Below are 13658 nucleotides of genomic sequence, written 5' to 3'. Positions count from 1 at the left end.
CGGTGGCCAACAACATCTCGGGCGGGACCTTCCGCGACGTCATCCAGGCGGGTCACGTCACCGTGCGGCAGTGCGTGAGCGGTGAAGTGCGGGCCCCGCGCGTGCCGTTCATGGCGCCCGCCGCGCCCGGACGGCTCGTCGACCGCCTGCCGGTGCGCGCCGCCCTCGACCGCGTCGCCGACGCCCGGCCCCTGCGTGCCGCCGCCGAGGTCGCCGTCGTGACGGGGCCGCCGGGCATCGGCAAGAGCGGCGCCGTCCTGCACTGGTCGGCGCGGCGCCGCGGGGGCTTCCCCGGCGGTGTCCTCTACGCCGACATGAGCCCGCGCGGCGCCCTGGAACCGGCCGACACCCGCTCCGTCCTGGAGTCCTTCGTCGCCGCGCTCGGCACCCCGCGCGCCGAGATGCCCGCCGACCCGGCGCCGCTCGCCGCGTACTACCGCCACCTCACCGCGCACGAGCCCTGCCTGGTGCTCCTCGACGACGTCGTGACGGCCGGTCAGGTCCCGCCGCTGCTCCCCGGGCACCCGCAGAGCATGGTCGTGATCACCAGCCGCCTGCTCCTGAACGGCCTGCGTCCCGTCCTGCCGGGCTCCGAACCCGTGTACGTGCGCCTCGCCGGGCTCGACGACGAGTCCTGCCGGGAGCTGTTCCTCGACACGGCCGGCCGCGAGGTGTCCGCCGAACTCACCGACCGGGGCCAGGAGTTACTCCGGACCGTCATCCCCGCCTTCGCGGGCCTGCCCGCCGCCGCCCGGCTCGCCGGGGCGCGCGCCGCGGACCCGCTGGAGGGCGGTGTCGAGGAGTTCGTCCGCAGGCTCCTGGCCCTGCCCACCTTCCAGGAGGCGCTGACCGTGCCCGACGACCCGCACACGTACTCCCTGCGGTCCGTCTTCGAGGACTCCTACGCCGCGCTCGAACCCGCGACGGCCGCCGTGTTCCGCGGGCTCGGCCTGAACCCGACACCCGAGTTCGCCGACGCCCTCGTCGACGAGCTGGCGGGCGGCCCCGAAGCGGGCGCGCGGGCGCGGCGCACGCTCCTCAACGGCAACCTCCTCGAACGGCCCGCGCCCGGCCGCTGCCGCATGAACGGCCTCCTCCACGAGTACGCGGCCGCCCTCGCCCGCACGGACGCCGCCGAGGCGGCGGCGGTCGCGGCCCGCATCACCGACTGGTACCTGCGGCGGGCCGCGGCGGCCGAGCACCTGGTGTCCGGCCGCTGGCGCCGCGCCGCGATCTTCCGTGAACCCGCCGCCCTGGACGGCGTGTTCGGCAGCGAGACCGAGGCCCTGGACGCCCTCGAACCCGACCGTGAGAACGCCGCCGCCCTCACCGCCCTGGAGTTCACCCGCGGCCACGACCACACCGTGTGCGACCTCGCCGAGTCCCTGCGCGGCTTCTTCTTCCGCCGCAAGCACCACACGCTGTGGGTGGAGGTGGCGGAGCGGGCGGTGCGGGCGGGGGAGCGGATGGTGGCCGGGGAGGCCGGGGAGGCCGGGGAGGCCGGGGAGGCTGATGGGGAATCCCCGCACGCCTCGCACGCCACGCACGTGGCAGACCTGGCGGACGGGGAAGGCACTGGTCCGGGCCCGGCCACCGGTGATCCCGCAGCCCCCGACGACGCCCGGCTCGTCCTGGCCCGCTGCCACTACGAGCTGGCCTTCGCCCTCTTCGACCACGGCGGCACGGAGAGCGTGGCGCGGGCCGGGCACCACTACGGGCTCGCCCTGCGGCAGGCGCGCGCGGCCGGGCACGCTCGCACGGAGTCCTCCGCGCTCGAAGGCCTCGGCCAGGTCGCGGTGGAACAGGGCCGCCCGGGGGACGCCCTCGACTGCTTCCGGCAGGCACTGCGCGCGCTCGGAGAGCTGGCGCACCCGCGCGGCCGGGCGCTGCTCCAGTACCACATGGGGCGCGCGGCGAGCGCCGCACGCCTCCACGAGGAGGCCGCGGAGGCCCTGCTCGGCGCCCGCCGCCTCTTCGCCGAGCTGCCCGTGCCCGACCGCTACAACGAGGCCCGCGCGCTGACCCGTTACGCCCAGGCCCGCCTGGCCGCCGACCGTGCCGACGAGGCCGTCGTCCCGCTGGACGAGGCGATCACCCTCCTGCGGGAGCGCGGCGCCCCCAAGGAAGAGGCCGACGCCCGCCTCACCCGCGGCGACGCGTGGGCGGCGCACGGCGACGAGGCGCGGGCGCGGGAGGACTGGCGTGCGGCGCTCGACACGTACCGGGTGCTGGGGAGCGTGGCGGCGGCGGGGGCGCGGGAGCGCTTGGGGGAGGTCGGCGGCGCGTGAGCGTCAACTGGCGCTGTGTGTATCTGGGTTCGAGCCGATGCGCCACACCCGCAGACGCGCCGGTACGCCGTCCGGAGTGAGCCGCACCAGCACTTCGCCCGCCAAGTCGTCCTCGTGCCGGAGCAGCCAGGCGTACACCGCCGACGCGGTGAGCGACGCCGTGGCCCAGGCGGGCGGCGACTCCCAACGCCCCTGAAAGTCGTTGCCGTTGCGGGTGTGCAGCGAGCACCGTCCGTCCTCCTGCGGTACGGCGACCAGCGCACAGCCCGGGTGGGCCGCGAACAACTCGTCGGTCAGCGCGGCGAGATGGGCCCCGGGCACGGGCGCGCGGGCCGTGACCACGTCCGCCGCCTGCGCCCAACGGGCGTCGGGTTCGCCCGCGGTGACGGAGAGGTGGGCGTCGGTGAGCGGCGGGTGCGGGGTGGCGGCGGACCGGGCGTGGGCGGGGTAGCGCCGGATCAGGACCTCGGTCGGCCCGGCGGGCTCCAGGGGCCGGTGTGGGCCCGTGGCCGCGTCGACGCCGTCGCCCGACGTCACCAAGGCCTGGACGAACAGGGGCTGTTCCACGGGGGAGCGGGGTGTCGGCGACAGGTCCCGCGGTACGTCGACGGGGCGCGGCGCGAGCGGGGAGGCGGGCTCGTCCAGGTCGAGCATGCGGTAGCAGAGGCGGCGCAGGCGGGCCGGGGCCTCGCCCGGGTGGGAGGTGATCTGCGAGGTGACTGCGGCGAGCCGCGGGTCCGTCGGCTGACGGAGAGCGGCGCGCTCCAGCTGGGCGGCGAGCGGCCGTGCGGGCGAGACGCGGGGCAGCACCTCGCCCAGGGCCGCCATGGGGGAGTCCGCCGCCACGCTGTCCTCGTCGAACGCGCCGAGCAGCCCCGGCAGGCCGAGCCCCGCCGCGTACAGCGTCACCGAGCCGTGGTCGCCGACGAACGCGTCCGCCGCGCACAGCGCCGCCTGCCAGGTGCCGTCCGCGGGCGGCGGGAGCAGCAGCCCGGCGTCCAGGTGGGGTCGCAGCCACGAGCGGAGCTGCCAACCCCCGTGCCCGTACCAGGCGTTGGGGTGGACGGCGGCGAGGACGCGGAAGGAGTCGTGGGGGAGTTCCGTGAGCGCGCGGAGCACCAGGTCGCCCGCGGTGCCGAGGAGGGAGCCGCGGCCCCAGGTCGAGCTGAGGACGAGCAGGCGCTGGTCGCGGCGGACGCCGAGCGCGGCGCGGTACTCGGCGCGGAAGGGGAGGGAGGCGCGGAGGCGGTCCATGCAGGGGTCGCCGACGACGTGCGCCACCGGCAGGGCCTCGGGGCAGCCGGCGCGCAGCCGGGCGAGCTGTTCCTCGTGGGAGAGGACGATCGCGGACGGTATCAACTCGCCGTCGTACACGAGCCATTCAGCCGTAAGGCCGAAGGCTCCCGGCTCCCGGCTCCCGGCTCCCGGCTCCCGGCTCCCGGCTCCCGGCTCCCGGCTCCCGGCTGTTGAGTCTCTTATTGTATCCGGCGCCGTGCGGGGCGCCCAGGAGCGGTGCGGAGACGCTGTGCAGGGCTCCGCCGCGGCTGGTGCCGACCGCCAGGTCGAACTCCGCCTTCACCGCCTCGTCCCAGGGGAGGAAAGGGAGTTCGCGGGCGGCGGCGAACTCCGCGACGCCGTCCGCGAACGGGGAGGAGCCGGTACAGGTGAACACGGTCTGCACCCGCCGGTCGCCGTCGAAGACGGTGAGCAGGTCGAGCAGCCGGGTAGCCGAGGTCACGTTGTGGATGACGCCGAGCACGGTGCGTTCGGGGGAGACGGTGAGCCAGCGGGCGGGGGCGCCGGGGGCGGCCGGGTGGACGTGGTTCGGCTCCCGCACGGCGCGCGCCCTCCCCATGTTCCCGGGGCCGGACCGCGCCGGCCCCGGGCCGACCCCGGTGACCGGCCCGACCGCCGACCTTACCCGCAGCCGCTCACGGGGTGGCGAGCTCCCGCAACCACGCGGGCCGCACCACCTCCATGCCGAGCCCCGACGGCTCGGGCAGCGGCCCGTGCGAGAGGTCCTCCTGGCGGTAGCGGCGGCAGTCGCGGTGCCAGACGAAGATCCCGGCCATCCAGTTCTTCAGCTCCTCCACATAGCCGTCGAGGATGTCCCGCACCTCTTGGTCGAGGCCGAACTCGTCGTACAGGACAGGCAGTTCGTGCGCGACGACGTGCTGGAACTGGCTCATGCGGGACCGCATGAGGTCGTCGACGATGCCGAGCGCCGCCGGATAGTCGCAGTCGAAGAAGTTCTGCACGACGAGGATGGCGTTGTGCACCTCGCCCTCGTACTCGATCTCCTTCTGGTACGAGAAGACGTCGTTCATGAGCATCGAGTAGTCGGCGGCGGCGTTCTCCAGGTTCTGCACCGGGCCGCTCGTGTAGACCTCCGGGGGCACCCGCTTGCCGTGCCCGAAGCGGCTCAGGTTCATCGTGAAGTGCGCGCCGAAGGTGTGGCGGCGCATCTCCATGTAGTCGACCGGCTCCGGGATGCGGTTCTGCGCCTGGTTGGACAGCTCCCACAGCCAGCTGTCCGTCATGTCCACCAGGGTGCGGTGGAGCAGGGCGCGCCCTCCCGCGTCCATGGGACCGGCCGTGCGCGCCCACAGGTCGGCGAGGCCCCGCTCCAGGGCGTTGGCGGGCGGGGGCGTGGGCGAGCAGTCCAGCGGCATGAACAGCAGCAGGCGGTCGTTGCAGACCTTCGCGCCGAGCAGGTCACGGGGCCTGCCGAACACCACCGGGTAGTAGTCGTCCCCGTACGTCCCCCAGGTCAGCCAGCACGAGCTGATGTCGAGCTGTTCCCGGGTGGCGTCCGGGTGCAGACCGGCGGCGCACAGCGGGAAGTCGTACCCGGCGAGCTTGCGGGCGTCCCAGATGTGCGAGGCGGGTACGCCCGGCTGGGGCTCCAGCAGGCCCATGCGGCTGGACCAGTCGATGACCTCGCGCCGTGAGGCGTCGAGGTGGGGGCTGAGGGTGGTCGTGTACGGCAGGTCGAAGTCGGGGATCACGGACGGGCCGACACGCTGGTACGGGACGTGGGTGAAGCGGCGCACGCGCTGGGCGCCGGTCGCGGCCATGAGGGCCTTGATGCCGGCGGCGGACGTGCCGACGCCGGTGGGGCCGGCGAGGGGCGAGGGGCGGTCGACGGCGCCCTCGTTCATGTAGCGGCTGGAGCGCATGTGCCACTCGTGGCCGCCGGACTGCCAGTCCTGGAGCCCCTTGACGTACGCGAGGACGTCGGCGCTCTGCCGCGGCGTCAGCGCCTTCTCGGCGCACAGCGGGGCGAGTTCGGTGAACGTCGTCTCCTCGAACTGCTGCATCCGGGCCGTGAGCAGGTCGTTGACGGCGTCCGCGGCCTCCTGCGTGGAACAGCCGAGAAAGGTCTCCAGGACCAGGACACCGTTGCTCAGCTCGCCCTCCTCCTCGACCTCGCGCTGGTAGGAGAACAGGTCGTTGCGCAGGTGCACGGCGTCGGAGAACGTGTCCCTGAGGACCCGCAGCGGCCGCGACGCGGCGACCGCCGCCGGGACCTCCGCGCCCGTCGCGTACTCCACGAGCCCCGCCGACCAGGGCGCGCCCCCGACCTTCCGGCGCATCTCGATGTACTCGACGGGGTTCGCGACGCGGTGCGCGTTGATGTTGGACAGCTCCCACAGCGACTCGTTGAGGAGGTTGCGGGTGCTCTCCGCGAACCGGGCCCGCCACTCCAGGGACATGCTGGGCACCGTGCGCGTCCACAGGTCGGCGAGGCCCGCCTCCACCGGGTTGGTGGGCTCGGGCATCGGCGTCGCGAGGTCCATCGGCATGAACGCGGGCAGCCGGTCGAGGTAGGCCTTGCCGCCCACCCGGTCCTGGGTGCGCTTGAACAGCTCCAGGAAGTGGTCGTCGAAGAAGAACACCCACACGTACCAGTCGGTGACCAGGGACAGTGCCGCGCTGTCGCAGTCCGGGTGGGTGTACGCGCACAGCAGCGCGTAGTCGTGCGCCTCCAGGTCGGCCGTGTCCCAGACCCCGGAGCCCTCCAGCATCCCCATGTCCCGCGCCCACTCCCGGGTGTGCGCACGCGCCTCCTCCGTATGGGGATTGAGGCGCGCGGGATGCACCATGTAGAAGCTCGGCAGTTCGAAGGGGCGTGACGGCTGCGGCATGCGGGGCTCTCTCCTCGCGGACGGCGTACGGGCAGCCGAGCACTACCCGGGCCGCGCCGTCGGATGCCGGGCGCCGCCCCCGGTCACACCATCGCGTGATACGCCGGGCCGAAATCGCCCTCCGGTCAAACACCCGTGCGGGGGCGGGTGTTGCGGGACCGGCATCGTGCCGGGGGTCTCGACCGTGCGTCCGGCCGCGCCGTGGTCGACTCCTTCGGCGGTGCTGTGGTCGGCTCCTCCGGCGGTGCCGCGTGCCCCTCGTCGGTCCGGGTGCCGCGTGCGTCCCCGGGCGTGAGGGTCGCCGCGCGGATCGCCGCCAACCGGCGCGCGAGCCGCTGCCGCAGCCCCGTGAGCCGCGCGATCTCCGCGTCGAGCCGGTCGACGCGCTGCTCGGCGACGCCGGGGCCGAGCCCGCACCGGCCGCGGGACGCCTCGCCGGGCAGCGGCAGGCCGTCGTCGCCGGTGCCGGTGGCGTCGGTGGTCTCGGGGGAGTCAGGGGCGGGCGTCATGGTGGCTCCTCGGGTCGTGGGGTGGAGAGGGCCGCGAAGCCAACCCCTGACGCGCGGGGAAGGGGCAAGCCGCGCAGGTGGGCGGGGGTGCGGCCGGGCCGGGGCCGTGGGGAGAAATGCCTTGTGCGCGAGGGCCGCAGCGGCGAAGGTGATCCCTCGTGACCGAACGCACCACGCCCACGCCGGGGCCGATACCGGCCGCTTCAGCGCCCCTCTCCTCGGAGGCCGCCGCTCCGGAAGCGCCGGCCCGCGCCGAATCGGCAACTCCGGCTTCGGGGACTCCGGCTTCGGGAGCTTCCGCTCGGGAAGCCGCAGCCTCGAAAGCCCCCGCCCCGGCCGCCCCCACCCCCCGCGACTTCCTCAGCCGCGGCATGGTGCTCCTCCTCGCCGTGGCCTGTGGCGTCGCCGTCGGCAACATCTACTTCCCGCAGGCCGTCAGCCCGCTGGTCGCCTCCGGACTCGACGTGTCCGGTGACACGGCGGCCTTCGTGGTGACCGCGGCCCAGTTCGGCTACGCGCTCGGCATCTTCTTCCTGGTGCCGCTCGGCGACCGCGTCCCGCACCGCACGCTCATCACCACCCTGTTCGCCCTCAGCGGCGCCGGGCTGCTCGCCGCGAGTGCCGCGCCCGCGCTGCCGCCGCTGCTCGGCGCGAGCGTGCTCGTGGGCGTCACGACGGTCGTTGCTCCCGTCGTCGCGCCCATGGCGGCGGGACTCGTCCCCGCCGAGCGCCGGGGCGCCGTCACCGGCACCCTCCTGAGCGGGTCCATCGGCGGCATGCTGCTCTCGCGCGCGTTCGGCGGCGCGCTCGGCGAATGGCTCGGCTGGCGGGCGCCCTACCTCGTGACGGCCGTGGTGGCGCTCCTGATCGGGGCCGTCCTCGCCCGCCGTCTGCCCCGCACCGTGCCGACGTCGAGCCAGCGCTATCCGGCCCTGCTCGCCGAGTCGCTGCGGCTGCTGCGCACCGAGCCCCTGCTCAGGCTCTCGTGCTTCTACCAGGCGACGGCCTTCGCGGCGTTCCAGGCGCTGTGGACGGGGGTCGCCCTCTTCCTGACGAGCGGGACGTACGGCCTCGGCGCCTCGGCGGTCGGCGCGCTGGCCCTGGTGAACGCGGGCACGATGCTGGCGACGCCGTTCGCCGGCCGCCAGATCGACCGGCGCGGCCCGGACGCGGTGAACGCCGTCTGCCTGGTCGCGGTCGTCGCGTCGGCGGGCGTTCTCGCCCTCGGCGGGCTCGGCGGCGTGGCCGGGCTCGTGGCCCTGGCCCTCGGCACGCTGCTCCTGGACGTGGCCATGCAGTCCGGGATGGTCGCCAACCAGGTGCGGATCTTCGCCCTCAGCGGCGAGGCCCGCAGCCGCCTCAACACGGCCTACATGACGTGCGCCTTCATCGGCGGCGCGGCGGGTTCGTCGCTCGGGGCCCTCGCGTACGCGACGCTGGGCTGGGCGGGTGTGTGCGGGTGGGTGGCGGTGCTCGGGGTGGTGTCGGCGCCGGTGGCGGTGCGGCGGGGGTGGGGGCGGACGGGGCCCAGGGGTGGCACGGGGCGCCCGGGCCGCGAGGGGCATTGAGCTGACTGATGCATCAGTCAGCATCGCAATGGCGTGAAACAGTGAGTGCAGCCGGAGGATCATGAAGCTCGCGTTGTGCTGATCTCAATGCACGGGTACGGTGGCCGGCATGGAGCAAGACCCCGACGTCCCCACCCGTGTCCGTGAGGTCATCGCCGCGGCGGGCGTGACCCAGCGCGAGTTCGCGCGGCGGATCGTCATGGACCCGTCGAAGCTGTCGCGCTCCCTGAGCGGCACCCGGCGCTTCACCGCGGCGGAGCTGGCCCGGATCGCGGACACCGCCGACGTCGACGCGGCCTGGCTGCTCGGCACCCGAGGCGGCGCGGACCCGGCCGCGGCCCGCCCGGCCGCCCCGCGCGGACGGAGGGCCGCGACGCCCCCCGAGGGGCGGCCGTTGCAGATCATCCGCGAGACCGTCCGCCTCATCGCCGACCACGGCTTCCACGCCGTCCGCGTCCAGGACATCGCCAAGGCCTGCGAGACCAGCACCGCCGCCATCCACTACCACTTCCCCGGCCGTGACGACCTCTTGGAGGCGGCCGCGCGCTGGTGCATGGACGAGGACACCGCCCGCAGGGCCGCCCGCATCGCCGAGGCGGCCGACGCCGCCGACGAGCTGCGCCAGCTCATCGAGCTCCAGACCCCGCGCACCGCCCAGCAGCGCGACCAGTGGAGCGTCTGGCTCGACCTGTGGGCCGAGGCGGCCCGCTCCACCGCCGTCGGCCGCCTGCACACCGAGTACTACCGGCAGTGGCGCGCCACCGTCGCCGACGTCGTCCGGCGCGGCGTCGCCCAGGGCGCGTTCAGGGCCGTCGACCCCGAAGCGGCCGCCCTGCACCTGACCGCCCTCATCGACGGCCTCGCCACCCAGGTCCTCGCCGGCACCCCGGAAGGGCCCGGCACCCGCCCCGACGACATGCACGCGGCCCTGCTCGCCCACGTGGACGCCGCGCTCGCCGCGCGCTGAGCCCCGGCCGCGTACGCCCGGCGCCTTCGGTACGCGGCCCCGTCCGCACTCCGCACCACCACAACCCCCAGCACCCGAAAGGGAGTCCGCCATGCCCGTGAACGACAACGTCATCATCACCTGCGCCCTCACCGGCGCGGGCGACACCGTCCGCAAGAGCCCGCACGTGCCCGTCACGCCCGAGCAGATAGCCCGCGACGCCGTGCGGGCCGCCGAGGCCGGCGCCGCCGTCGTGCACATCCACGTCCGCGACCCCGAGACCGGCGCGCCGTCCCGCGACCCCCGCCTCTACCGCGAGGTCGTCGAGCGCGTGAAGGAGACCGGCACCGACGTCGTCATCAACCTGACGGCGGGCATGGGCGGGGATCTGGCCGTCGACCCGGAGCAGCCCCTGAAGGGGCTCGGCGAGCTTCCCGGCACCGACCTCGTCGGCGGTCTCGACCGGCTCCCGCACGTCGCGGACCTGCTCCCCGACATCTGCACCCTCGACTGCGGCTCCCTCAACTTCGGCGACGGGTCCAACCTCTACGTCTCCACGCCCGACATGCTCCGGCAGGGCGCCAGGCGCATCCAGGAGCTGGGCGTGCGGCCCGAGCTGGAGATCTTCGACACGGGGCAGCTGTGGTTCGCCAAGCAGCTGCTGGCCGAGGGCCTGCTCGACGATCCGACCGTCTTCCAGCTCTGCATGGGCATCCCGTGGGGTGCCCCCGCCGATCCCGGCGTGCTTCAGTCGATGGTCAACATGTTGCCCGAGGGGGCGCAGTGGGCCAGCTTCGCGATCGGGCGCATGCAGATGCCGTGGGTCGCGCAGTCCATTCTGCTCGGCGGGCAGGTCCGGGTCGGGCTTGAGGACAACCTGTATCTGGGCAAGGGGAACAAGGTCACCAACGCACAGCTGGTCGAGCGGGCCGTCCAGATCACCGAGAACCTCGGGTCTCGGGTCGCCACGCCTGACGAGGCCCGTCGGAAGCTGGGCCTCAAGCCCCGCCGCCAGGCCGCGTCCGGCTGAGTTCTCGTCTGCGGGCCGTCGCCGGCTGGTCGCGCAGTTCCCCGCGCCCCTACGGGGCACGACCCTCGCCTCCCGCCCCGCAGACGCCCGCGCCCCTACGGGGCACGCCAACCCCCCAGCAGCGAAAGGAACCCCTCCACCATGACCACGACCACCCCCGAAGACGTACGCCGCGTCGCCTGTGTCGGGGCCGGTGTCATCGGCGGCGGCTGGGTCGCGCACTTCCTCGCGCGTGGCTACGACGTCACCGCCTGGGACCCCGCCCCGGACGCCGAGGCCCGGCTGCGTCGGCTCGTCGAGGCCGCCTGGCCCGCGCTCACCCGGCTCGGCCTCGCCGACGGCGCCTCGCAGGACCGGCTCACCGTCGCCGCGACCCTCGAAGAGGCCGTCGCCGACGCGCAGTTCGTGCAGGAGAGCGCGCCCGAGAAGCTGGAGCTCAAGCGTGAGCTTCTTGCGAAGCTGGACGCCGCCGCGCCCGCCGGAGTCGTCATAGCCTCCTCGACCTCCGGCTATCCGATGACCGACATGCAGATCGAGGCTGCGACGCCCGGGCGCCTCGTCGTCGGGCACCCCTTCAACCCGCCGTACCTGATCCCGCTCGTCGAGGTCGTCGGCGGTGAGCGCACCACCGCGGAGGCCGTCGCCTGGGCGTCGCGCTTCTACGAGGTCGCGGGCAAGTCCGTCATCACCATGAAGAGCGAGGTGCCCGGCTTCATCGCCAACCGCCTCCAGGAAGCCCTGTGGCGCGAGGCGCTGCACATGGTGGCCAACGGTGAGGCCACCGTCCAGGAGATCGACGACTCCATCACCGAGGGCCCCGGCCTGCGCTGGGCGTTCATGGGCCCCATGCTCACCTTCGCGCTCGCGGGCGGCGAGGGCGGCATGGCCCATATGCTCGACCACTTCGGTCCTTCCCTGAAGTCCCCGTGGACGCGGCTCGAAGCACCCGAGCTGGACAAGGACCTGTACGACGCGGTGGTCGCCGGATGCGACGAGGCCGCCGCCGGGCGCACCATCGCCGACCTCGTCGCCGAACGCGACCAGGGCGTCATCGACGTACTGCGTGCGACGGGGAGGCTGCCGCGCCGGGCCGTCGGCCACGCTGAACCGAAGGGAACCATGTGACCAGGGAAATCGCCCGGCGTCTCGCGCCCCACCGGCAGGTCGTCCCGTCGGAGTGGATCGACTACAACGGCCATATGAGCGAGGGCTACTACTCGCTGGCCTTCGGTTTCGCCACCGACGCCATGATGGAAGCCACCGGCCTGGACGCCGCCTACCGCGAGGCCACCGGCTGCTCCCTCTACACCGTCGAGGCCCATCTGCGGTATCTGCGCGACGTCGCCGAGGGCGCGCACCTCGCCGTGCGCACCCGGGTCCTCGGCGTGCACGGCAAGAAGGCGCACTTCGCCCACGAGCTGTACGTCGTCGACGGCGCCGCGGCCGATCCGGCGCCGGACGCCGCGCCCGTCGCGACGACGGAACTGCTCGCGCTGCACGTCGACCAGAAGGCGGGCCGCGCGGTGCCGTTCCCGGACGCGGTCCGCGAGCGCCTCGCCGCGTTCGTGGAGGCGGCACCGGAGTGGGCGGGCCGGGCGATCACGGCCGTGCCGGGCGGCTCCGGGACCGCCGGCTAGGCGCTCGGGGCTCACCGGCTGGGTACCCCGGGACCGTCGGCCGGGCGCTGCGGGACCGTCGGCCGGATCCTTTCGCTCGCTCGGGCCGCGCCCGGCCCCGACCCCGCGTTCCGCACGTGGCCGCGCGAAGTGGTAGGAGTTCAGGGCGACGTGCACTGCGAGCGAGGTGGTTCAGACATGAGGCTGGCAATTCTGGGCGGCGGCGGATTCCGTGTGCCCCTCGTGTACCGGGCACTGCTCGGCGACCGCGCCGAGGGCCGCATCACCGAGGTCGTCCTGTACGACGTGGACGGCGCCCGGGCCACGGCGATCGCCCGCGTCCTCGCCGACCAGGCCGCCGGCGTGGCCGACGCGCCCGCCGTGATCGTCACCGCCGACCTCGACGAGGCGCTGCGCGGCGCCGACTTCGTGTTCTCCGCGATCCGCGTCGGCGGCCTGGAGGGACGCGCCGCCGACGAGCGGGTGGCCCTCGCCGAAGGGGTGCTCGGGCAGGAGACGGTCGGCGCGGGCGGCATCGCGTACGGGCTGCGGACGCTGCCCGTCGCCGTCGACATCGCCCGCCGGGTGCGGCGGCTCGCGCCCGAGGCGTGGGTCATCAACTTCACCAACCCGGCCGGCCTGGTGACCGAGGCGATGGCCCGCCACATCGGCGACCGCGTCATCGGCATCTGCGACTCGCCCGTGGGCCTCGGCCGCCGGATCGCGGGGCTGCTCGGCGCCGAGCCCCGCCGGGCACGGCTCGACTACGTGGGCCTGAACCACCTGGGCTGGCTGAGCGGCCTGGAGGTCGAAGGGCAGGACCTGCTGCCGCGGCTGCTCGCCGACCGCGGCCTCCTGGAGTCCTTCGAGGAGGGCAAGCTGTTCGGCGCCGACTGGCTGCAGTCGCTCGGCGTGATCCCCAACGAGTACCTGCACTACTACTACTTCAACCGGGAGACCGTCCACGCCTACCGGTCGGCCGAGCGGACCCGCGGCGCGTTCCTGCGCGACCAGCAGGCCCGCTTCTACGAGGAGATGCGGAGCCCCGGCACGCCCGCGTTCAAGACCTGGGACGCCACCCGCGCCGAGCGCGAGGCCACGTACATGGCGCACAGCAGGGAGGCCGCGGGCGCCGGTGAACGCGCCCCCGAGGACATGGAGTCCGGCGGCTACGAACAGGTCGCCCTCGCCCTGATGCGGGCCATCGCCCGCGACGAACGCGCGACCCTGATCCTCAACGTCCGCAACCGCACGACCCTGCCCGAGCTGGACTCGGACGCGGTCATCGAAGTGCCGTGCCTGGTGGACGCGTCGGGTCCGCACCCGGCGGCCGTGTCACCGCTGCCGGGGCACGCCACGGGCCTGGTGTGCGCGGTCAAGGCGGTCGAGCGGGAGGTCCTCGCCGCGGCGGACAGCGGTTCGCGCGCCACGGCCGTCAAGGCGTTCGCGCTGCACCCGCTGGTCGACTCGGTGTCCGTGGCCCGCCGCCTGGTCGACGGCTACCGGCAGGCACACCCGGGCCTGGCCTATCTGACCTGAGCGCCCCCTGGCAT

General features: G+C 74.4%; 11 protein-coding genes. 7 read left to right on the top strand and 4 right to left on the bottom strand.

Features of this window, described 5'->3' with window-relative positions:
* The first annotated feature begins 2 nt into the window (after positions 1–2).
* Positions 3–2288 carry a hypothetical protein gene (locus AB6L24_RS06535; RefSeq protein ID WP_405653104.1) on the top strand — a complete coding sequence of 762 codons (2286 nt, stop codon included), beginning with the start codon at positions 3–5 and terminating at the stop codon, positions 2286–2288.
* A gap of 3 nt (positions 2289–2291) precedes the next feature.
* Here the strand turns inward: AB6L24_RS06535 and AB6L24_RS06530 are convergent, their stop codons facing one another.
* The 4 genes from AB6L24_RS06530 to AB6L24_RS06515 form a co-directional block, all read right to left on the bottom strand.
* On the bottom strand, positions 2292–3662 hold the full coding sequence (locus tag AB6L24_RS06530) for a hypothetical protein (RefSeq protein WP_405653102.1): 1371 nt from the start codon (positions 3660–3662) through the stop codon (positions 2292–2294).
* Positions 3663–3669: 7 nt separating this feature from the next.
* Positions 3670–4125 (bottom strand): hypothetical protein, encoded by a 456-nt coding sequence (locus AB6L24_RS06525; RefSeq protein WP_405653099.1) that lies wholly within the window; start codon positions 4123–4125, stop codon positions 3670–3672.
* 94 nt (positions 4126–4219) lie between these two features.
* A complete protein-coding gene (locus AB6L24_RS06520) occupies positions 4220–6436 on the bottom strand; it encodes a germacradienol/geosmin synthase (protein WP_405653097.1) in 2217 nt (738 codons plus the stop codon).
* Positions 6437–6561: 125 nt separating this feature from the next.
* Positions 6562–6945 (bottom strand): hypothetical protein, encoded by a 384-nt coding sequence (locus AB6L24_RS06515; protein WP_405653094.1) that lies wholly within the window; start codon positions 6943–6945, stop codon positions 6562–6564.
* 371 nt (positions 6946–7316) lie between these two features.
* On the opposite strand from AB6L24_RS06515, the gene AB6L24_RS06510 reads away from it, so the two are divergent.
* The 6 genes from AB6L24_RS06510 (at position 7317) to AB6L24_RS06485 (ending at position 13644) form a co-directional block, all read left to right on the top strand.
* The gene (locus tag AB6L24_RS06510; RefSeq protein ID WP_405653091.1) at positions 7317–8513 is read left to right on the top strand and encodes an MFS transporter; all 1197 of its coding nucleotides are present in this window, start codon (positions 7317–7319) and stop codon (positions 8511–8513) included.
* A gap of 109 nt (positions 8514–8622) precedes the next feature.
* Positions 8623–9480: a TetR family transcriptional regulator C-terminal domain-containing protein gene (locus tag AB6L24_RS06505; RefSeq protein ID WP_405653089.1), complete on the top strand. Its 858-nt coding sequence runs from the start codon at positions 8623–8625 to the stop codon at positions 9478–9480.
* Between the two features lie 91 nt (positions 9481–9571).
* The gene (locus tag AB6L24_RS06500) at positions 9572–10489 is read left to right on the top strand and encodes a 3-keto-5-aminohexanoate cleavage protein (protein ID WP_405653086.1); all 918 of its coding nucleotides are present in this window, start codon (positions 9572–9574) and stop codon (positions 10487–10489) included.
* A 141-nt stretch (positions 10490–10630) separates the two neighbouring features.
* Entirely contained in the window at positions 10631–11614 is a 984-nt protein-coding gene (locus AB6L24_RS06495) for a 3-hydroxyacyl-CoA dehydrogenase NAD-binding domain-containing protein (RefSeq protein ID WP_405653084.1), read from the top strand.
* On the top strand, positions 11611–12126 hold the full coding sequence (locus AB6L24_RS06490) for a thioesterase family protein (protein ID WP_405653082.1): 516 nt from the start codon (positions 11611–11613) through the stop codon (positions 12124–12126). Before AB6L24_RS06495 ends, AB6L24_RS06490 begins: the two co-directional genes overlap by 4 nt.
* A gap of 177 nt (positions 12127–12303) precedes the next feature.
* On the top strand, positions 12304–13644 hold the full coding sequence (locus AB6L24_RS06485; protein WP_405653080.1) for a 6-phospho-beta-glucosidase: 1341 nt from the start codon (positions 12304–12306) through the stop codon (positions 13642–13644).
* Positions 13645–13658 lie beyond the last annotated feature (14 nt).

The sequence above is a fragment of the Streptomyces sp. RK9 genome (assembly GCF_045070545.1).
GTDB classification, from domain to species: domain Bacteria; phylum Actinomycetota; class Actinomycetes; order Streptomycetales; family Streptomycetaceae; genus Streptomyces; species Streptomyces alboflavus.
This window is presented reverse-complemented; position numbering and strand designations above follow the sequence as displayed.